At 43.4% G+C, this 22,159-nt stretch carries 20 protein-coding genes; 6 read left to right on the top strand and 14 right to left on the bottom strand.

Annotation, left to right across the window (positions count from 1 at the left end):
- From pxpA to IOD06_RS12685, 12 genes are all read right to left on the bottom strand, one after another.
- Complete coding sequence (gene pxpA / locus IOD06_RS12630; RefSeq protein WP_194621149.1) at positions 1-738, bottom strand: 5-oxoprolinase subunit PxpA; 738 nt, start codon at positions 736-738, stop codon at positions 1-3.
- Complete coding sequence (locus IOD06_RS12635; RefSeq protein ID WP_194621150.1) at positions 728-1,651, bottom strand: biotin-dependent carboxyltransferase family protein; 924 nt, start codon at positions 1,649-1,651, stop codon at positions 728-730. Before IOD06_RS12635 ends, pxpA begins: the two co-directional genes overlap by 11 nt.
- Positions 1,652-1,703: 52 nt before the next feature.
- Positions 1,704-2,357, bottom strand: a complete 654-nt coding sequence (gene pxpB / locus IOD06_RS12640) for a 5-oxoprolinase subunit PxpB (RefSeq protein WP_194621151.1) — start codon at positions 2,355-2,357, stop codon at positions 1,704-1,706.
- A 197-nt stretch (positions 2,358-2,554) separates the two neighbouring features.
- The gene (accC, locus tag IOD06_RS12645; RefSeq protein ID WP_194621152.1) at positions 2,555-3,901 is read right to left on the bottom strand and encodes an acetyl-CoA carboxylase biotin carboxylase subunit; all 1,347 of its coding nucleotides are present in this window, start codon (positions 3,899-3,901) and stop codon (positions 2,555-2,557) included.
- 79 nt (positions 3,902-3,980) lie between these two features.
- Positions 3,981-4,487 carry an acetyl-CoA carboxylase biotin carboxyl carrier protein gene (gene accB / locus IOD06_RS12650; protein ID WP_194621153.1) on the bottom strand — a complete coding sequence of 169 codons (507 nt, stop codon included), beginning with the start codon at positions 4,485-4,487 and terminating at the stop codon, positions 3,981-3,983.
- A gap of 190 nt (positions 4,488-4,677) precedes the next feature.
- On the bottom strand, positions 4,678-5,469 hold the full coding sequence (locus IOD06_RS12655; protein WP_110923439.1) for a putative hydro-lyase: 792 nt from the start codon (positions 5,467-5,469) through the stop codon (positions 4,678-4,680).
- 386 nt (positions 5,470-5,855) lie between these two features.
- Entirely contained in the window at positions 5,856-6,581 is a 726-nt protein-coding gene (locus tag IOD06_RS12660; protein WP_194621154.1) for a DUF3726 domain-containing protein, read from the bottom strand.
- The gene (locus IOD06_RS12665; RefSeq protein WP_194621155.1) at positions 6,578-8,305 is read right to left on the bottom strand and encodes a hypothetical protein; all 1,728 of its coding nucleotides are present in this window, start codon (positions 8,303-8,305) and stop codon (positions 6,578-6,580) included. Before IOD06_RS12665 ends, IOD06_RS12660 begins: the two co-directional genes overlap by 4 nt.
- Positions 8,306-8,706: 401 nt before the next feature.
- A complete protein-coding gene (locus IOD06_RS12670) occupies positions 8,707-10,386 on the bottom strand; it encodes a BCCT family transporter (RefSeq protein WP_194621156.1) in 1,680 nt (559 codons plus the stop codon).
- 197 nt (positions 10,387-10,583) lie between these two features.
- Positions 10,584-11,573, bottom strand: a complete 990-nt coding sequence (locus tag IOD06_RS12675; RefSeq protein WP_194621157.1) for a membrane dipeptidase — start codon at positions 11,571-11,573, stop codon at positions 10,584-10,586.
- A gap of 107 nt (positions 11,574-11,680) precedes the next feature.
- A complete protein-coding gene (locus IOD06_RS12680) occupies positions 11,681-13,156 on the bottom strand; it encodes an aldehyde dehydrogenase family protein (RefSeq protein WP_194621158.1) in 1,476 nt (491 codons plus the stop codon).
- Positions 13,157-13,215: 59 nt separating this feature from the next.
- Positions 13,216-13,605 (bottom strand): RidA family protein, encoded by a 390-nt coding sequence (locus tag IOD06_RS12685; RefSeq protein WP_194621159.1) that lies wholly within the window; start codon positions 13,603-13,605, stop codon positions 13,216-13,218.
- A gap of 189 nt (positions 13,606-13,794) precedes the next feature.
- On the opposite strand from IOD06_RS12685, the gene IOD06_RS12690 reads away from it, so the two are divergent.
- Positions 13,795-14,685, top strand: coding sequence for a LysR family transcriptional regulator (locus tag IOD06_RS12690; protein ID WP_265087680.1), 891 nt, complete (start codon positions 13,795-13,797; stop codon positions 14,683-14,685).
- Positions 14,686-14,740: 55 nt separating this feature from the next.
- Here IOD06_RS12690 and IOD06_RS12695 read toward each other — a convergent pair whose 3' ends face one another.
- Positions 14,741-15,868 carry a M14-type cytosolic carboxypeptidase gene (locus IOD06_RS12695; RefSeq protein ID WP_194621160.1) on the bottom strand — a complete coding sequence of 376 codons (1,128 nt, stop codon included), beginning with the start codon at positions 15,866-15,868 and terminating at the stop codon, positions 14,741-14,743.
- Between the two features lie 270 nt (positions 15,869-16,138).
- Positions 16,139-17,056 carry a LysR family transcriptional regulator gene (locus IOD06_RS12700; protein WP_194621161.1) on the bottom strand — a complete coding sequence of 306 codons (918 nt, stop codon included), beginning with the start codon at positions 17,054-17,056 and terminating at the stop codon, positions 16,139-16,141.
- A 240-nt stretch (positions 17,057-17,296) separates the two neighbouring features.
- Here IOD06_RS12700 and IOD06_RS12705 point away from each other — a divergent pair, with 240 nt between their 5' ends.
- The 5 genes from IOD06_RS12705 to benB all read left to right on the top strand — a co-directional run bounded on the left by IOD06_RS12705 (position 17,297) and on the right by benB (position 22,055).
- Positions 17,297-18,469: a muconate/chloromuconate family cycloisomerase gene (locus IOD06_RS12705; protein ID WP_194621162.1), complete on the top strand. Its 1,173-nt coding sequence runs from the start codon at positions 17,297-17,299 to the stop codon at positions 18,467-18,469.
- Between the two features lie 89 nt (positions 18,470-18,558).
- Positions 18,559-18,849, top strand: a complete 291-nt coding sequence (gene catC, locus IOD06_RS12710) for a muconolactone Delta-isomerase (protein WP_102077926.1) — start codon at positions 18,559-18,561, stop codon at positions 18,847-18,849.
- A 202-nt stretch (positions 18,850-19,051) separates the two neighbouring features.
- On the top strand, positions 19,052-19,975 hold the full coding sequence (gene catA / locus IOD06_RS12715) for a catechol 1,2-dioxygenase (RefSeq protein ID WP_194621163.1): 924 nt from the start codon (positions 19,052-19,054) through the stop codon (positions 19,973-19,975).
- Positions 19,976-20,106: 131 nt separating this feature from the next.
- Positions 20,107-21,486, top strand: coding sequence for a benzoate 1,2-dioxygenase large subunit (benA, locus tag IOD06_RS12720; RefSeq protein WP_194621164.1), 1,380 nt, complete (start codon positions 20,107-20,109; stop codon positions 21,484-21,486).
- A 71-nt stretch (positions 21,487-21,557) separates the two neighbouring features.
- A complete protein-coding gene (benB, locus tag IOD06_RS12725; protein WP_189582371.1) occupies positions 21,558-22,055 on the top strand; it encodes a benzoate 1,2-dioxygenase small subunit in 498 nt (165 codons plus the stop codon).
- Positions 22,056-22,159 lie beyond the last annotated feature (104 nt).

The following is a 22,159-nucleotide window of genomic DNA, read 5'->3' on the forward strand; positions in this document are numbered from 1 at the left end:
TTAGTGGGCAGATATAGTGATACCTTTTAGCTCTAGTTGTTTCTTTATTTCTTGTGCAAATAAAATGGCGTGTTCACCATCCCCATGTAGGCAGATGCTTTGCGCTTCTACTGGTACGGTCTGACCACAAACACTGGTAACCGTCCCTTCAGTAATCATCTGCAACACATGCTTAACCGCTTCGTCTGTGTCGGTTATCAGGGCATTGTCTTTGCTACGAAAGACCAGCGAGCCGTCTTTTTCATAGTTTCTATCGGCAAATACTTCTGATATGGCTTCTAAACCATGCTTCTTAGCGGATTTAACCAAGTAGCCACCGGACAAACCCATGACCTTTAGGCTTGGATCAAATCGTTTGATTTCGCTCACCAAGATATCTGATAAGTCTTTATCAATAGCGGCTTGGTTGTACAATGCACCATGCGGTTTTACGTAGTCTAATGACACACCAACCAAGTCACAGAGCGCTTTGGTTGCACCCAACTGATATGCCAATAAAGCACGGTAATCGGCTTCACTTAACGACTGATGAATACGGCCAAAGTTTTCTCTGTCATTTAGACCAGGATGTGCGCCTACGCTCACGTTGTTTGCTTTTGCCAATTGCAACGTTGCTAGCATCTCGCTGTAAGAACCAGCATGAAGACCGCAGCAGACATTCGCTGAGCTGACTATCGTTAGTAATTTATCGTCTTGCCCGCAGCCTTCCGCCACATCAGCATTTAAATCAATTTTCATTGGCATACTCCTTTATTTGATCGATGTAATGTTGTCTTTTTTGTTGTTCACGCAATGCCTGCTCTAATGACACAACGACGAACTGACAGGTTTTGCCAAATCTAATCTGTGCCATCAGACCTATGTCTGCTTGAATCACGGTTGCGATTTTAGGATAGCCACCCGTTGTTTGCCCATCCGCCATGAGTACAATCGGTTGGCCTTGTGGTGGTACTTGAATCATACCGATATCAACGCCATGTGAGCTCATTTCTACTGGCTTACTAAATTCAAGCGCTGTAGCTCCCTCTAAGCGGTAACCCATACGGTTGCTACTGCTTTGTAGTTTCCACGGCTGGGTCTCAAACGCTTGTTGAGACGACTCAGTGAAACAGTCGTATTCACTGCTTTTTATCACTCGAATAACCTCGGTTGGCGCAAGACGGGCCACCCCAATGACAGGCAGGTTTGATTCGGTTTTTACCGTTAATCTATCATCGGCTTTTAGGTATCTACCTTCAAATCCGCCAAATCCTGCTTTGAGATTGGTGCTGACTGACTGCAATACTGGCCCGATGTCAAAGCCACCATGCACACATAAATAGGTATACATGCCTTGTAGCGGACGCAAAAGCTTAAGCGTCTGTCCAGCTGTTGCATTGATACGCCAATAGCAAGGAACGCGTTTGTCATCTAGATACGCCTCGTATAAAGCACCCGTTAAGCAAAAACTGATGCTTTCTTCAAACTGTATGGTTAGCTCACCGAGCGCTATTTCAATAGCAGGTTCGTTGGCTTCGTTTTTCATCAAAGCGTTGCCGGCTTGTAGCGCCCAGCTGTCCATCACACCATTTCTACCCACGCCCATGCTTCGGTAACCCAGTCGTCCCGAATCTTGAATACTAGCAAGGGCACTCGCAGTTAAAATTTTCATTGATACCACCTGTTTATTTGTCTATTTGATTCATGCATCTTTTATTTATCGCTTATTGATGAATATCAATCGCTTTAAATGTCAAAGTATCGCCTGCGTTAAGCAACGTCGGAGAAGACTTGGTTAAATCAAATAAAGCAGTATCCGTCTGGCCGAGTAACTGCCAGCCACCTGGAGACTCAAAAGGATACACCCCTGTCTGCTCGCCGCCGATACCCACTGAACCTGCGGGTACTTGAGTTCTAGGGATGGCGTGTCTTGGGAAATACAGCGACTCAGACAAGCCGCCAAGATAAGGAAATCCTGGCTGAAAACCGATAAAGTAAACCGTATAAGTGGCTTTGGTATGTAGCTCAACAACAGCTTCAACCGAGAGATTTAGCTCATTCGCCATGGCCGCTAGATCAGGGCCATATTGCCCACCGTAATGTACTGGTATCTCGACGTGCTTGCCATGGATGGTTTTTGAAGGGATGTCATTGAGCAAATCTGACAGCTTATCTTTAAAGGTAGTAAGCTCAGCCCATGTTAATGGTACGATGAATACACTGAGCGTATTCATACCAATCACCACTTCGATGACTTCTGGCATTTTCTGGATACTGTCTGACAAAGCCCAGCATTTTTGTTGTTTTTCTAAGGTGATCGGTTTAGGGAAAAACAACGCTAGATTGGTTTCACTGCATAGTTGCCATTGTAGTTCCATCAGCACGCACTCCATTACTTTTTATTTGCTATAGTCAAATCCTCTATAAATTGGATACGGTGTCAGGCTCGCTTAGTCTACGACTTGTAGTACTTTCACTCGCCTTCCTTGTATCCAAATTATATTGAACCGACTATATATCTTTATTCTGACGCTAATGTCAGATTTGGTTTTCGCTTTTGCGGGCAAGACCTGATTTATATATTGTCTTGTATCCACTCTTCTAGATAATGAATACTCATTTGACCCTGACAAAACACCTCATCTTCAAACAGACGTTGATGCAAACCAATATTGGTATCAATACCCGTAATTTGCGCCTCCGATAGAGCCGCACGCATTTTTTCTATCGCTTTTTCTCTTGAACGATCTTGTACACATATCTTGGCAATCAAGCTGTCATAAGATGGTGGCACGGTGTAGTTCGACTCAGCATGGCTATCCACTCTGATACCAAACCCTGCTGGCATGTGGCAGTAGTCTATGCGCCCCGCATTTGGTAAAAATGTCTGCGCGTTTTCAGCATTGATACGGCACTCAAAAGCGTGTCCGGTAATGGCGATATCACTTTGCTTGTATGCCAGTGGAAGCCCTGCAGCTACTCTTATTTGCTCCTGTACAATATCGACGCCCGTCACCATCTCAGTGATGGTGTGCTCAACTTGCACACGAGTATTCATCTCGATAAAGAAGAACTCGCCGTTTTCGTATAAAAACTCAAACGTGCCTGCGCCTCTATACTGCATTTGCTCACAAGCTGTGACACATGCTTGACCGATTTTCTGACGCTGCTCTTCGGTGATACCAGGTGCTGGCGCTTCTTCAATGACTTTTTGATGACGACGCTGCATAGAGCAATCACGCTCGCCTAAATAAATAGCATTGCCGTGAGTATCAGACATGACTTGCACTTCGATATGACGAGGTGCTTGTAAGTATTTTTCAAGATAGACGATAGCGCTACCAAAATTGGCTTTGGCTTCTGTTTGCGTCATAGAGATAGCAGAGAGTAAGTCGGCTTCTTTTTCGACCACGCGCATACCACGCCCGCCGCCGCCGCTTGCTGCCTTGATGATGACTGGATAGCCAACGTCACTGGCAATCTTGATAACTTGCTCTGAATCAGCAGGCAATGCGCCATCAGAACCAGGCACACAGGGCACGCCAGCCATTGTCATTTGTTTTTTGGCTTCAACCTTGTCGCCCATATTTCTGATATTGTCAGCCGTTGGGCCAATAAACGTGAGGCCTGAGTCTTCAATCAAGGCAGCAAAGTCTGCGTTTTCAGACAAAAAGCCATAGCCTGGATGGATGGCTTGTGCGTTGGTGATTTTTGCAGCAGAAACCAGCGCTCTTTGATTGAGGTAGCTGTGCGTGGCATTGGCAGGCCCGATACAGATTTTTTCATCGGCTAGGCGTACAGGCAATGAGTCTTTGTCTGATTCAGAATAGGCAATGACAGATTTAATACCCAGCTGCTTACAAGCTCGGATAATACGTAGAGCAATCTCGCCACGGTTGGCAATTAAGATTTTTGTGAACATATTTATTCCCTTAAAAATATAGTGTCAAATACAGTGTATGTGTAGCGTCTATACAATATTGAGTGGCTATTGATTGACTTTAACTGTCTGGCGCTATAATAAATAAAGGCTGTGCATATTCTACGACATCACCTTCATCGATCAGAATCTCTTGAATCGTACCGTCAGCTTCTGCTTTTACTTCATGCATCATTTTCATGGCTTCAATGATACATAGGGTCTGCCCTGCTACTACCTGATCGCCTACTTTAAAGAACGCCTCAGCGGTCGGCTCAGAGCGAAGATAGAAAGTACCGAGCATAGGTGCCAATACTTGAGATGAAGATGAAGAGGCAGATGAATTGGCAACCTCAGTAGTCACCGTTTCATCCATAGAACTGTTGTCTGCACTGGTATTATTAGAAGTGTTATTGTGGGAGGTTACTGTACGTGATTCTGAATGAGCAGTTTTTGAGTGAGGGGTATTGCCATTAGCCTGACAAATGATAGAGATGCGTGCATCACCATCGGTCACTTCTAATGATTGTATGTCAGCGCTTTCTGCGATTTTGATCAGCTTTTCTAGATCTATAAAGTTAATATTCATATTGTTAGCTATTCCATTAGAGTAAAAGTGAATAATTATTTTTTATAAAAAATTTGTGCGATGTAACTGATGTGAATAGGGCCTTAATGTTAAACACTACGTTTTTATTTATTGAAAGCTTTGTGGACAAACAAGATTGGATGCCATTACATTTTAAAATGGCCTTTTAAAATAGCGTTGTCATCCAAAATTACAGAACTGCCAAGTCTTCATCTTTTGGGTCGCAGATAAACATATGTCCCGGCGCGTGCGTTATCATCAGTTCAGGTTTACTGGTCATTGCGATGCTTTGAGGCGTTACACCACAAGCCCAAAACACAGGCACTTCACCTTCCTTTATGAGTGATGCATCACCAAAATCGGGAGAATGGATGTCTGTTATACCGATGACACTAGGGTCTCCAATATGGATAGGCGCGCCATGTACTTGCGGAAACCGAGAGGTGGCTTGTACGGCTCTGGTGATTAATGGATAAGGTATCGGTCGCATGCTGACCACCATTTTTCCATAAAACTGTCCTGCAGGCTCAGTTTCTATATTCGTGATATACATCGGCACATTGTGATTGTCTTCGATGTGTCTGACAGGAATGGATGCATTGAGCATGGCAGACTCAAAGGAGAAGCTACATCCTAAAAGAAAGCAGACCAAGTCGTCTCTCCAATAGTCTGTTAGGTCTGACACCTCAGCTACTAGCTCGCCAAACTCATATATTCGATACTTTGGGACATCAGACTTCAAGTCTGCGCCCTTCGCCATCAGCCGCGGTTCCGAACTACCAACATCTGTTACGTCTAAAATAGGACAAGATTTTGGGTTTCTTTGTGCAAACAATAAAAAATCATAGGCCAATTTTTTGGGTACTATGACTAAGTTTGCTTGTATGTGACCTTTGCACATGCCAGAAGTCGGCTTGTTGATTTCGTTCTTACCAATTAGTGCTCTGACCTCTTGTGGCGTCATATTTGCTAAATCTAACATGATTACAACCTCTTACGTTTTGACATTTCTGGCAGATAAAAAATCATCTAATAAAAACTGTATGAAGTTGGCGCTTTGTAACAGTATTTTATATATAGATAACTATATTATCGTTATGTAACCTAGCAGAACATTTTTAAAATGACAAGACGTAAGCGTTGTAAATAAACGCATGTGATACATAAATGAGGATAGACAAGGAGGGGTTAGTTATATAAATGAAACTATGAGTCAGATCGAAAAGAGGTTCAAACGTTGGTAGAAGTGTTGGTACCATTTTGCAAAATTTAGCCGTGGTATATGTCGATTAAATAATATCTGACTGCTCACGTCGAATATGTTTAACAGTTGCTACTCATATAACCTAAAATAAATGTTTTTATTCTTTATACGCCTCCTGCGCCGCGACTTGACTCCTCGCTGTTTTCGACCAATATGGCAGCGGCTGTTTTTTTGAGTGTTTCCCATTGCATATCATCGACATAGATGCCTTCTTTCCATGCGCGCTGATGCGTTTCAAACAATGCATCTGTCGATATTTTACGATCGAAATGCTGGATATCATGTTCGATATCGAAGTTTTGCGTGGCAATTTCAATGACCATATCATTGGTATTGTAGTTGGACTGTGCCTTATCAAAAAAGTAAAGGTCAGGATAGACAAAGTCTTTATTTAACGTAAACAATGTATGTTTGGGCACGGAGCCATTATCCCACTTGGCCAAACAAGCATAGCCTTTGGCAGCCAGTCCCACTAACTCGCTATAAGCCAACCAGCGATTATGACAGTTCTGCAAATAAATATAAAAATGCGCTGAGTCGCCCATTTTTTCAAGCGCATAGTCAATGATAGTCGGTAAATGACAGGCTAAGCTACTACCATGCAGATCTAAACGGATAGCACCTTCTTCTTGATGAACGATATCGATTGGCGTATCAATCTCGTTCAAGATATAAGGAGTGGCATTATTAAAATGTTTGATACCATCCAATCCTGCCATCTGTAGTTCGGCGACCATAGTGGCTATCACATCAGCTTCTCCCACCTCTCGGTGCAGCCCAGTAAAAGCTTTGTATACCATCGTGACGATTTCATTGTGCGATACCATCATAAGTCAGAGCCTCCTTGCTCTATTGATACATCAGGCAATAAAGGAAACAACCATTCATCACTATGCACTTCTGCAAATAATGGCGCGCCTTGAAACAAAGTAATCCTGACCCAGCGATCGGATCTGGGATCAAACTTGGTTGCCCCAAACATTGATAATTTACACCGTAATAGATGCATGGGTAATGCGTATTTGTGCAAGACATTCATCTGAATATCACCCAGATGCTTATGCCCCATTGTCCAAACGCGGCGCGCAATTGAGCGATATTTGGGCTTATTCAAGATGAACTCTGATAGTAGCTGCTGCGAATTGGCTTGTTTTAAAGCCAAATATAAATGATTGGCTTGGCGAGCGATATCCAAGGACAGCTCACGATCAGCACCCGGCTCCTGACCACGTATACCCATACGTGGCTCTTCCTTATCGATGGAACGATACCAAAACCAATGGCTATTCTCAGGCTGAGTAAAGTCGATATCAATGGCCCAGCGATAATGCTGCTCTAAGACGTCAATTAGATCCTGAATGACTTTGCCTTTTGGTAACGATAATGCTTCATCAGCATTGACGCTTTCGAGCAGTGCATCGACACGTTCAGGATACAGCTCTATTAAGCAAGAAATGATGACTTCTTGGCTCTCAAAGCTCAAATGGTCATGTACCTGTAAAAAATCCACCCATGTCGCATGATTATTAATGGTTGTCATCAAGTTGTTTTGTAAAATAATTAATTCTCTAACAACCGTTTCATTGCGTTTGATTTGCTGCTCATTAATAGTGACAATCTCGCCAAAATGCTGAATAGCACGTTTAATTAGACTGGCAAAATGTGCGGTTTCTTTAGGCTCAATCTGACAAACCAATGTCGCTTGCAACGCCTCTTCACGGGTGGTCAGCCATTGGTCAACCACGCATGGATGATTGATTAAATAAGGCGCCATACCCAGACCGGTGGCATTACCAATCCCCAAGTAGCGCTTGATTTCTGGATGCAGCTTGACTGCGTTGCTGCCACCTTTTTGCTGTGCCAAATAATCGACCCAGTCTAAGCTAAACTCGCGCAGCAAGTACACAGCACACATCTGCGCTCGGAACGACTGATTAAAGTCCTCGCTATGATCTAACGGCTTAAAATCATAAATACCGAACTTACCATTGCCATAGACCGCCGTGGTACGCAGGATGTAGCCGACTTGTGCGAGTACATCAATATCAGGCTGCTTACCAGCCGCAAGTGAGCTGACGATATGATCAAAGACTCGGACGCTCTTGTTTGCTCGTGCCAGCACCATCATCATGTTGGAGTTACGACCAGCTTCTTGTAGCGGTACGTTGGCTTGTAGATTACTCAGTAACTCTTCGCTTATCTCACCAAACACCAGACCAAAGGTGACATCCCATTTTTGGGCAATCACTCTATCATTACGCTCGTCATCAGCCAGCTCATTACAAAACACCACCAGATGATACAGATGCTCTGGGGTATGTAAACGATAGATAACCTTGCCATAGCCTTGCCCATCCAAATCCCACAGATGAGTGTTGAGCGTCCATTTTTCTCTATCAATTTTACGCAGTAACGTACGCACAAAGCTAACGCGGGTTTGATGCATAGCGCCCAATCTTTGCGCATCCATAATCACATCACGAGTACGGAAACCTGTACTAAGTAAAGGCGATTTGACGTCGATACTTTTATCATTTGCATAAACCATATTCATAATGTCACTACCTTACCTAATATGCTGAGCCAGCAGCTTTGTTAACAGGGCGTGTTTGATATTCGACCATGGCACTGACAGAGACTATTTTTTAGACAGTTCGACGTTGAAAATAGTAAGCTTAATCATTCTAAGCATTTATTTTTAACAATGAAGTGGCAAAAAAGAGTCCTGTCTCTTCGAGCTGATGCTAAAATACCCCATACTGCGTTGTAAATCTCGTTAAGGCACGAGCATTACCATCGTTTTACGCCTTGTCTGGAACAGTTTTAGCAATCAGCAGTGCCTATTTGTGAATGTCAAACACACCCTAGTCTCAATGATAATATCTATCGGTAAATAAGAAGTCAGCGGTATAGATGAGGGCTAGTTTCTTATTTACCGTTCAGTGATTTAGTGCTTCAATTAACTTTTTCAGCCAATTTTTTCTTAGCCTGTTTCTCTTCACTGATTTTGTGTCTCACCTCTACCTGATTAGGGCGATACAGATCTTGCTCTCTCGCCATTTGTTGCGCGATTTGCGGGCCATTCCATAACGATGGCAACAGCACAAAAGAGACGGGCACGGCGGTAATCACAATAAAGGACTGTAATGCGGTCACGCCACCCGAGCCAAGCGAGATTAAAACAATCGCTGTCACCCCCATCATGATGCCCCAAAAGGTACGAATCATGGCGTTCGGCTCACGCTCGCCACTGATGACCACACTGATGGTATAAGTCATCGAGTCGCCAGTGGTCACGATAAATACCGTCGTCAAAATCAAGAACAATATCGAGGTAATCAAAGGAAATGGGAGTTGCTGCGTGACGGCTAATAATGCACCGGGTAGATTGAAGCCTTCAAATGCACTACTGACACTACCAGGGTTGGCAATCTCGAATGCTAAACCAGAACCACCAACGACGGTGAACCAAAAGCACGTCACGAGCGGTGCAATAATACAAACGGTGGTAATCAATTGGCGAATCGTACGACCACGTGAGATGCGAGCGATAAAGATGGCCATCATGGGGCCGTAACCCAAGAACCAACCCCAAAAGAATACCGTCCACCAGCTCAGCCATCCTTCATCACCGCGAAAGGTCGCCATTGGAACGAAGTTGTCAATCATAGTGCCGACACCCTGAATGTAGCCGTTGACAATAAAATTGGTCGGTCCAAATATCAAAATAAAGACCATCAGCGCAAAAGCTAAAATGACGTTAAAGCGGCTGAGTAGCTGCATACCACGAGTCAGACCACTGATCGCAGACAACGTATAGAGTACGATGGCAAAGACAATAATGATTAGCTGAGTCGTGAACGTATCAGGAATACCGAACAATTCATTGAGTGCATAGCTGGTTTGCAAGCCCAAGAAACCAATAGGACCGATCGTGCCCGCAGCAACCGCCACGATACAGCAAGCATCAATAATTGCGCCAGTTTGGCCTGTGAGTACACGCTCACCAAACATAGGATAGAGTAAGGTGCGAGGCTTTAATGGTAGGCCTTTGTCATAATGCAAATGCATGATCACAATCGCAGTCAAACTACCAACAATCGCCCACGCCAAAAACCCCCAATGCATAAATGATTGAGACAATGCGTTAAAAGCGCGCTGTTGTAGATCGGCTGATTCACCGTATAAAGGAGGTGCTGAAACGAAATGCGCGATTGGCTCGGCGGCGGCCCAAAAAACCCCGCCCCCAGCCAATAGTGTGCAGAAAAGAATGGCCATCCACTTAAAACTGTCTATCTCAGGAACAGGTAAATTTCCCAATATCACGCGGCCTGTGCGACCAGCACCGACAGCCAAAGCAATAACAAAGGTCGCTAATAACAATATCTGCCAAAAAGGTCCAAATATCTTGACGGACCACGCGAAGCCCACTTCAACTATTTTTGCTAAGCGTGCTTCTGCAAAAATCGCCATCAAAACAAAGGCTACAATGAATCCGCCACTGTACCAAAATGCGGGGTTTTTGAGACCTAATGTATCGGTAGAAATAGCGGCGGCTTCGGACTCACTTGTTCCTTGATTAACAGGAGTTGAGCGTCCTTGCTCATTTTGATTAAATCCCTTTAAATCGGCCATGATGTGGCTCCATATGCTATGCTAACGTTGCGTTTCAGATCAGAGTGGTAGCAATGAGGATGTGATCAAACGACCTCACTATACATCCCTATCTAATTTAAAATTACCTACTTCAAATGGATATGCGCTATAACACGACTATCGTCTTATAGCGATTTCACACAATAACTGGCTAAAAAACCTTTAGAAGTGGCTGTTCAAGCCATAGGCTTTAATCCTTGCTCTAAAAAATCGAACCAGTTTTGACCGATGACTTTTCCAGCATCGCTTTCATTAAAACCGTGCTTTAGCAGACCGTTATAGATGTTTTCCATACCGTCCTTACCTGCAAACCATGGCAAAGTATCTGGCCAACCTGAATTACTGGCATTGCCTTCGCCATAGTCCATCGCTTTTGACCAACGTCCATTACGCATCCACTCAAGCACGGCTTGCGGTTGATTGAGACATAAGTCACTACCAATCGCTAAATGTTCGACGCCATATTTATCAGCGCAATTAGCAATCATGGTACAGAAATCATCAAGCGTACAGTCACTACCATTTGGCAAATGGAACGGGTATAAGCTGAAACCTAACAACCCGCCTGCTTGGGTCAAGGCACTGATGACCGTGTCCGATTTATTACGCAGGGCCTCATGAGCCGTGGTTGGATTGGCATGACTGATACATATCGGACGCGATGAGACTTCTATCGCCTCAAGCGTTGAACGCTCAGCGCTGTGTGACATGTCAATAATCATACCGACACGATTCATCTCAGCGATGGCTTGCTGACCAAAACGAGTAATACCGCTATCATTCTGCTCATAACAGCCTGTTGCTAGTAAGCTCTGGTTGTTATAAGTCAGCTGCATGATCAATAGACCCAGACGACGCATCACGCTAATCAAACCAATTTCATCATCGATTGGTGAGCAGTTTTGCGCGCCAAAGAAGATGCCGACTTTACCCTGCTCTTTTGCCATTTTAATATCAGCCACTGAGTACACGGGCAAGATAAGATCTGAGTTTTGCTCAAAGCGTGCATGCCATTCAGCAAAGCGGGTCATGGTTTGGCGAGCGTCTTCGTGATAGACCAAGGTGGCATGTACCGCATTGATACCACTGGCTTGCAGCATCTTAAAATAATCGCGATCCCAATGGCTATACTGTAATCCGTCAATGACGATATGATCTTGGTACATATCAATTCCCTTTAATACTTTTATAAGTGACCGCTATCATTTGCTATTCAGTGCGTGTTTACACCCTGTCGCGTCGATAGCGGCTAACATGCTTGTCAAACAGGTTTCTAATACGCTTTTTGATAAGCGGTCTTGACGATGGTATAGAACTCTTTGGCATATTGACCTTGCTCGCGCGGGCCAAAGCTTGACTGTTTACGACCACCAAATGGCACGTGATAATCAGTACCTGCAGTTGCTAGATTGACCATGACACAGCCAGCTTGTACTTGCTCTTTGAACATCGCACTGCTGCGTAAGCTTTGGGTAATGATACCGCCCGTCAGACCAAAACGCGTGTCATTGGTCATGGCAATCGCTTCGTCCAAATCCTTGACACGCATGACACAAGCCAGCGGAGCAAACACCTCTTCTTGGTTGATATCCCAGCTGTTGTCCGTCTCGGTAAATAACGTCGGCGACATATAGTAGCCGTCATGCGGCATCTCTAAACGCTCACCACCAAAGGCTAAATTTGCACCAGACTGTTTGGCCTTTTCGATCCAGTCCATGTTTGATGCCAGCTGCTTGTCATCGACAACAGGACCCATAAAGATACCTTCATCAAGCGCATGGCCGACTTTTAAGGTTTTCATTTTTGCGACCACACCTTCGACAAAGGCATCATGAATACTGTCCATTACGATGAGGCGTGACGAAGCGGTACATTTTTGTCCCGAACCACCAAACGCACCAGCCACTGCCGCATCGATAGCGACTTGTAAATCGGCATCGTCAGCGATAACCAAGGCATTTTTGCTGCCCATCTCAAGCTGACAACGAATAAAGTTTGGTGCAGTCGCAGCAGCGACCTTGCGACCTGTTGGTACAGAACCCGTAAAGCTAACGGCATCGATATCTGTAGAATTGATGAGCGCATCACCGACTGACGAGCCGCCACCCAATAGTAAGTTAAATGTGCCTTCTGGCAGGCCTTGACGATGGATAATTTCAGCCAATGCCACTGCGCTGGCTGGTGTTAAATTCGCAGGCTTCCAAATGACTGTGTTACCAAACGCTAGCGCTGGCGCGATCTTCCACACAGCGGTGGCCGTTGGAAAATTCCAAGGTGAGATAATGGCGACTACTCCGACTGCTTCACGGGTGACTTCGACTTTAACCCCAGGGCGCACTGAATCAGCCGTATCACCCATTTGACGCAATACTTCCGCCGCATAGTAATGGAAGAACTGACCTGCGCGATAAATTTCACCGCGACCTTCGGCAAACGGCTTACCTTCTTCAAGAGACAACAGCGTACCTAGCTCATCACAGCGAGCAATCATTTCATCGCCAATCGCTTGTAGGATAGACTGCTTTTTTTCTAAAGGAGTCGCTTCCCACTTTGGCTGGGCTTGACGCGCCGCCGCGATGGCATCTTTGACTTGATCGCCACTGGCTTGTGCGAACTCGCCGATAGTTTCAGTGATATCAGATGGGTTAATATTGGCAATGGTATTTACGCCTGCCTGCCATTCACCATTGATATAAAGTGATTTGGTTGGGTCTTGCTGCAATATCTGTTGGGCGGTGTGAGCTGACATAAGAGCTTCCTTGATAAAGTATTAACTATTTGATTTATTAACTAGATTACATTCAAAATTTAAGGCACAGCGGCATATACGACCAACTCAACCAGCATCTCTTCACGAGCCAATCCGGATATCACCAGCGCCGCACGATTTGGATAGGGTGCTTCAAAGTATTCAGCATAGACTTGATTGACTGTTCTTAGATAGTCGCGATCAGTCACATAGATCATTACTTGTAGAACTGCATCCATGCCAACATTGGCACATTCTAGCGTGTGCTTAAGATTGTCTAGCGTTTGGCGAGTTTGCGCTTCAATACCACCTGCAACGACATCACCATTTTCATCAATAGGAATTTGGGCGGTGTATAAGGTTCCGTTATTAGTGATGGCCCACTCCAAAGGTGCTTTAGACGCATAAAGCGAGGTTTTAACGGCCTGTTTGTTTGAGTGAGTCGTCATATTGTCATGTCCTTTGATAAGTGGTTTCAGCAGTAAGCGATCTGAGATTTATTTAATCACTGCCAATTGCTATATGACTTATCCTACTCAATTCATAACGATAAATCTAACTAATTAAATTTGAATTTTGATAGATTTAATCTATCATTTAAGATAAATTATTAGAGAATAGTATTGGATGGTCTGAATATGAAGCTACAGCAATTACGCCATTTCTTATTTGTCGTGGAAGAAGGAGGGTTTCGGGCGGCGGCGGATCGCGCCAACCGTTCGCAAGCTGCTTTGTCAGCCTCGATAAAGGAATTGGAAAAAACCTTAGGGCAGCGCTTATTTGAAGTGGGAAACAAAGCGATACTGACGCCCTTTGGTGAAACCTGCTTACCAAAAATCGAGCAGTTCCTTGGCGTGTATCAAGCGCTAGAAGATGACTTAAGAGCATCCGCAGCTGGTGATAAAGGTAAAATTAGAATTGCAAGCGTGCCGTCGCTAGTGACTAAGCTACTACCTAGCGTATTGGTCGAATACTCAAAAAAGTATCCTGATATTGAGATTGTATTGATAGATGACAATTCTATTGGTGTAGCCAATCGATTGTTGGCAGGTGAGATAGATTTGGCACTAGGCAATTGCACCAGTATTGATCAAACGAATATAGATTTCACCCTACTCATATCAGACCCGATTGGAGTAGTCTGTCTTAAAAGCAATGCGCTGAACAACGAGTTAAATCAGTCCCAAGGGCTAACATGGCAGCAACTTATGTCGCAGCCATTTATTTATAACGGTACTTGCAGGTTGCTCGAAAACACACCAGCTGAGGCGCTCAATCGCAGGGCTAGATACACAGTCGAAAACATTACATCGCTATTTTCTTTATTGCGTAATGATCTGGGTATCACCACGTTACCTAAGCTTGCCTTCCCTGCTAATGAACCCGAGCTGGTTTGGATAGATTTAGTTGACCCTTCTTTAAACCGACAGATCGGTATCTTTAAACTCGCTGATAAATCGATCTCTCCGCCCGCCCAAGCGTTTTATGATCTGTGTGTGACGTATGTTCAAGAGCACTATTTATTGTAATTGGGTTATTATCACTGGGATATCTATTATTTTCTCTCTCCTATTGAATCACTACCTACCGTAAATCATCGACGACAGCAAGCATTGCAATTAGTGATGCTTCCCCTAATTTGATAGAACGCTCTGGTGACCAACCCATCTCTTCGTCAGGCAGATTATTATTATCTTTAAATGGCATCTCTAACGTATTAGCAAGGCAATCAAAACGTTCTGCTACCCAATTGGTGGCAACGGTCATATTGGCAGCACTCGGTGCATCAATTTCATAGCCAAATTCGGACTGAAAATCGGCACTGGCTAATTTTAATACGTCTGAAAATCTATCGCGTAGCTGTGCGAGACGGTCACTATAACTTGGTGTCCCTTGAGAGCCAGCAAGGAATACGTACGGCAATGCTTCATCGCCATGCACATCATAAAATAGGTCTACGCCTGTCGCTTCCATTTTATTAATCATATGAAATACTTCAGGGCTTTTGTCTAAGCTTGGACTTTGCCATTCACGGTTTAAGTTAGTGCCGACAGCATTAGTACGCAAGTGACCACGCACACTACCATCGGGATTCATATTGGGCACAATATAAAAGTTGGCTTTATCTAATAACTGTTTTGCGGTCGCGTTATCGCTATCTAGCAAGCTATACAATAAGCCCTCGATGAGCCATTCAGCCATCGTTTCACCTGGATGCTGACGGGCAGTAATCCATATATTGCGCTTGTGGGCAGCACCATCGCCAATCTTAACCAAAGTTAAATCGCGCTTATCAAGCGTTTCGCCTAGATGCTCTAACGTTACTAACGGGTGCATCTGCACGGCCGCCAATAAATCTTGATGACGCTCATAGCTGTAAGGCGCAAAATAAGCAATTTGCATGGTTTCGCATTCTAACTCTGCCACGATGGTTAATTTGCCCTCTTTATAAGTCGTCGGCAGACGGAACCAATGCTGGCGATCGTACGAAGCAACCGCTTGGTAATCCTCCCATCCTTCCAGATAAGACGCTTCCCCTGCATTCATAATATTGAGAACATACTGCTCTCCAACCTCACCAAATAGGCGAAAGTTAAACCATTGAAAAAACTCTTCGCCAACGTCTGGACGAATGGCTAATTGAATGTCGTTTTTGTCTTCTGCATTGATAACGTCAATATTTCCTGCGTCAAAATTCGCTGTGATATGCATAATCGCTCCTTAATTGTTTTTTATAGTTGTGTTTTAAAATAGTTGTGTTTTAAAACATATGGTGAAATATAAGAAAAATGGTAGATATGCATTTACTTGGTCATAGTAAATTTCTTTTCAAGTCATTGGCTGACCAAGTTTTTACGCATACCTTTTAAAGTTTATCATTGCCCCAACCCCTACTTATCAAGACTGTATAGCTATCAAGCAAGAACTTTCAACACCCAAAGCTCTTAATTAAACTTGTCTATCTTTGTTTTTTCAAATCCTCTAAATATATTCACGCTTATAAATAAACCCTTCTTCATCATAAATTTGATAAGTGACATCTAATAGCGTTTCTAATAGTTCGGACTTATCGAAATGCCTGATACTCATCACAATTGGCGAAGTTAGTATCCCCTCTTCAAATGGTATATAGGTTATCTCTTGACCGCGTAAGTGCTCAAGTGTCTTTGGTACGATAGTCAACCCTTCTCCTGCTGCTACCAACCCTAAGGCAATATGCAACTCACGCACTTCTATAAAATAGTTCGCTTTCAAGTTGCGAGTTTCAAATAAGTCCAATACGTAATCGATAAAACTTGGCCTCGGTGCTGTTGGATAGAGTAATAAATTTTCATTCGTTAAATCAATAAGGCTCAAACTTTTGCATTTTTCTTTTGATAAAGGATGCTCAATAGGAACAGCAACTACTAAGTCTTCCTCTCTAAGCACCATTCGCCTAATAGAAGCATCCTCAAATAACAACCTGCCAAAACCTACATCTATCTTGCCCTCTGTCAATGCCTGCGTTTGCTGCCAAGAATTCAACTCATACAGTTTAATCTCAATATTCGGATGAACCTCTCTAAAACGCGCTATCACTCTCGGTAATATGCCATACAATATAGACGACACAAAGCCTATCGAAAGCGAATTATCAAAATTTCCCTTACGGATAGTCATGGTACGTAGGTCGTCTGATTTTTTTAAAATTTGAATGGCATGATCATAGAAAAACTCGCCAGCCTCAGTGAGTTTCAAGGGACGGTTCTCCCTATCAATAAGCGTAACGCCAATCTCTTCTTCCAATTGTTTTATCTGCCGGCTAAGTGGTGGCTGTGAAATATACAAACGAGCAGCTGCCTTATTAAAGCTTTTTTCTTCTGCCACGGCTACGAAATAGCGTAAATGCCTGAGTTCCATTCTTCTTCCTTGATTGACTTTCTGTTGCTTCTATCCTAAGTCGTTCTATTTCCTTCTTCTCTACAATCTACTTCATATACAGAATATTCATACCTAAAGAACATAACATGTTATATACCTTTCAATAAAATACCTAAAAGGTATCAAAATAAGACTAAATAGGTCTTAGACATATCAATACTTAGCACCTATAGTTCTTATTAAGCATAAGGAAGCCAAAATTTTATACTAAGGACAGATATGATTCGTTCAATTAATACTTTACTAGTACCAATACCTACTATTCGAGCGCATAAATTGGCTTGTACCGTAATGAATGAACAGGTATTGGTTCTAGTACATATCCAAACCGAAGATGGCTACGAAGGTTGGGGCGAAGCAACGACGATTGGCGGTTTAAGTTATGCTGAAGAAAGTCCTCATAGTATCAAAACCAATATCGATACTTACTTTACCCCACTTTTAATGAAAGAGAAGCCCACAAGCACTGCAAAAGCAATGCAGCTATTGAACACCCACATTAGTGGTAATCGCTTTGCAAAATGCGCGATTGAAACTGCTCTACTCGATATCGAAGGCAAAAGACTCAACCTGCCTATCAGCGAGCTGATTGGTGGTCGCGTCCGTGATCGTATCGAAGTGGCATGGACACTTGCTAGCGGAAATACTGATACCGACATCGCCGAAGCTCATCAAATGATTGAGAAAAGAAGACATCGGATTTTCAAATTGAAAATAGGCAGTAACCCTATTCTTGATGATGTTGCCCACGTGTTGGCTATTAAACAAGCTTTACCCGATTGCCGCATCACCGTTGATGTTAATCAAGCATGGACAGAGCTTGAAGCTATGAAAGGTATTAGTCTGTTGCAGGACGGCGGCGTTGATTTGATCGAGCAACCAGTATCGATGCGTAATAAATCAGCGCTAAAGCGTTTAGCTGAACACTTCGACGTGGCTATTATGGCTGATGAAGTCGTGCAAGATCCATATAATGCGTTTCAATTGGCAGCGGATCACTGTGCCGATGTTTTTGCTGTAAAAATCAATCAAGCCGGCGGATTGAAGGCTGCCTGTCTCATTGGACAAATGGCACATCTAGCGGGTATCGAGCTTTATGGCGGGACGATGCTAGAAGGACCCATTGGTACTGCTGCATCAGCGCATGTGTTCTCTACTTATCCTAGTCTGAACTTTGACACGGAGCTGTTTGGTCCGTTGCTATTAATAGAGGATATCCTAGCTCAGCCGCTTGATTATCAAAATTTTGGTTTAACTATTCCAACTGGCGCTGGTCTAGGTATAGAAGTAGATAATGACAAAGTCTATCACTATGCCAGACAAGCAAATTTATCATCCTCAAATCCTATATCGTTAGGAACTTACGTAAGCGACTCTCACGCTGGGGTCTGATAGTGCTCTGCCAAAAGATCCGTAAAATAAATGCTGATATAGACCAAATATCAGCCATATGACTAACCATAAAATATAAGGACATAATTATGTTATATCACGTCAGAATGGATGTGTTGTTACCGACAGATATGAATGCTGATAAGGTCAGTGAACTTAAACAAGCTGAAAAAGCGCTATCACACAAACTGCAGGAACAAGGTAAGTGGCGTCATATTTGGCGCTTAGCGGGAGAGTATTCTAACTTTAGTATTTTCGATGTCGAAAGTAATGAAGAACTACATGACATTATGATGTCGCTACCACTTTACCCTTATATGAAAGTCGAGGTCACCCCTCTACTTCGTCATCCTTCTTCTATTCGCGATGATGATAGTTAGTGCCTTATAACGCTATTACTAGATTTCATTATTACCTTTGATGTTAATCAAATAATAGCGCCTTAACCCATTTTTTAATAATTATTGGTTTATACCAGATCAACGGACACCTGTTGCCAAAAATAAGCAATGAATGAATAAAGTTTGAGTAAGAGTACTCGATATAACTACCTTTTAAATAGTCCTCAACAAGGAGAGAGACATGGAACGCAGCCAAATTGAAGCATTAGCCACTCAGTTCATCAAAGGTAAAATTGACTTTCCTGAACAAGTTAACCCACGTATACAAGCCATTGTCTTACGTATCGTAACCGACCTCATGCAAACCATCAATGATTTGAAAATCACGGCCGATGAATACTGGTCTGGGGTTGAGTTCATTGGAGATTTAGGCAAAGAGGCAGGATTACTCTCCCCTGGTCTTGGTTTTGATCACTTTATGGATTTAATGATTGAAGAAGACTTAAAAGCGGCGGGTCTTGACGGTGGCACTGTACGTACCATCGAGGGCCCACTATATGTCGCTGGTGCGCCAGAAGAAAAAGGCTTTGCGCGTTTAGATGATAGCACTGATATTGAGAATGGCACCGTTTTATTTATGCAAGGATGCGTTTATGGCGAAGATGACCAGCCACTGCCAAACGCCAAGGTTGAAGTCTGGCATGCCAACAGCTTAGGTAACTATTCTTTCTTTGATGAGTCGCAGTCTCACTTTAACCTACGTCGTAGCATTATCACTGATGAAAACGGACTTTATGCTTTCCGCAGTATCGTCCCATTAGGTTATTCAGTACCGCCAGAAGGTATGACGCAAAAGGTATTGGGCGCGCTAGGACGTCATGGTCATCGTCCAGCACACATTCATTTCTTCGCGAGTGCTGACAGTCATCGCAAATTGACGACCCAAATTAACATCGATGGTGATGAGTACCTATGGGATGACTTTGCCTTTGCTAGTCGTGAAGGATTAGTCCCTAAAGTAAATATGGTAGAAGATGCTGACAAGTTAAAAGAGCACGGTCTGGACAAGCCTTATGCCAGTATCGACTTTGACTTTCACTTAGTAAAAGACATCGATAAGCCAGTACAAGGCAGTGAAGTTGAACGCCGTCGTGCGCAAGCTTAGTTGTTGAATATCCCTAGCTACTGTTAGCAACTACTAAATATTATAGATTTTCGCTTGATATGCATGCAGTTGGCGTATCAAGCGTCATACCCCAACATCGTTTAACACCGTTATTTACAAGGAAGACAGCCATGAGCGAGCGTATTAATCTAATACCTGAAGGATCAGATATCGCTATCGATGATTTTTTAGAAGAAAATGCAGAAAAAGGGATTTATCGCCTACATCGCAGTGCCTTTACCAATGAAGAGCTGTTTGAGCTTGAAATGAAACATATCTTTGAAAGCAATTGGGTCTATCTGGCTCATGAGACTCAAATCCCTGATAACAACGATTATTATACAACATACATCGGCCGCCAGCCGGTCATCGTTGCGCGTAATAAAGAAGGTGAACTGCATTGTATGATCAATGCCTGCTCTCATCGAGGCGCTCAATTATGCCGTCATAAGAAAGGCAATAAGGCAACTTATACGTGCCCCTTTCACGGTTGGACTTATAACAACTCTGGCAAGCTACTTAAAGTTAAAGATCCACGCGGCGCAGGTTACCCTGACGCTTTTAATAAAGACGGCTCTCATGACCTAAAGCAAGTCAAACTTGCCAATTACAAAGGCTTCTTGTTTGCTAGTCTTAAAGATGACGTCGAACCGATTGAAGACTGGCTTGGCGGTTCAACCAAAATTCTTGACATGATTGTCAATCAATCACCAGAAGGCCTAGAAGTACTACGCGGCACCTCAACCTATACCTTTGATGGTAACTGGAAACTACAAGCTGAAAATGGTGCTGATGGCTACCATGTTTCAGCTGTCCACTGGAACTATGCTGCGACAACAGCACGTCGCAAAGAGCACGAAGCAAAAAAAGAAGACAATATTAAAGCCATGAACGCTGGTAAATGGGGTCGTCAAGGTGGCGGATTCTATTCTTTTGAGAACGGTCATTTACTACTCTGGACTCAATGGGAAAACCCGCAGGATCGTCCTAATTTTGCGTATCGCGATGACTATGTTGCCCAGTATGGTGAAGCAATGGCCGACTGGATGATTGGACGCTCTCGTAACTTATGCTTATATCCAAACGTCTATATCATGGATCAATTTAGCTCGCAAATCCGTATGCTGCGTCCAATAGCCGTTGATAAAACTGAGGTCACTATCTGGTGTATCGCACCGAAAGGCGAAAGCGATGAAGCACGTACTCGTCGTATCCGTCAGTACGAAGACTTCTTTAACGTAACTGGTATGGCAACACCAGATGACTTAGAAGAATTCCGCTCATGCCAGCAAGGCTATAACGGCATTAAGCTCGAATGGAACGACATGTGTCGTGGTTCCGAGCACTGGATAGAAGGCGCTGACGAAGGTGCAAAAGCCATCGACTTGAAGCCTTTGTTAAGCGGAGCTAAGACTGAAGATGAAGGGTTGTATACCGTGCAACATCGATACTGGCATGAAGAGATGAAAAAAGCCCTAGAGCAAGAACAGCAGCTACATGGCGCAGGCTAATATTAGCTACCTACTTAGACCAGTAACTTGCTAGTTATTGCAGGACGAACAAATATAAAAGGATATCGCTAATGAAAAATGCAACGGTTAATATCGAAGATGTGCGTCAGTTTCTGTACCGTGAAGCACGATTGCTTGATGAAAAAAAATGGGAAGAATGGCTGGCTTGTTATGACGAAGAATGTCCGTTTTGGATGCCTAGTTGGGATGATGATGGCGAGCTAATAAACAACCCGCAACGCGAAATATCTCTGATTTATTACCCTGATCGTCGCGGGCTTGAAGATCGAATTTTCCGTATCGAGACTGAGCGTTCTTCTGCAACCATTCCTGATACTCGCACCACGCATAACTTATCTAATATCGAATTACTTGAAGATAATGACGGCATTGTTAGCGTCCGATTTAACTGGATCAATAAGTCTTATCGTTATCATGAGACTAACACTTATTGGGGATTCTCTAAATACAAGATAGACATGAATCAAGCTAGCCCAAAGATCTTGGACAAATACATCGTATTAAAAGATGATTACGTACATCAAATTATGGATGTATATCACGTCTAGAGTTCGCATGATTTTATTTATGCTTGCCAGCTAGTACAAATAATCAAATTTAAAAATAGCTTGTTGGTAATTTATGAAGTATCAACGAGCCAACCAAAAATATA

The sequence above is a fragment of the Psychrobacter sp. N25K4-3-2 genome, assembly GCF_015351755.1.
Taxonomy (GTDB): domain Bacteria; phylum Pseudomonadota; class Gammaproteobacteria; order Pseudomonadales; family Moraxellaceae; genus Psychrobacter; species Psychrobacter glaciei.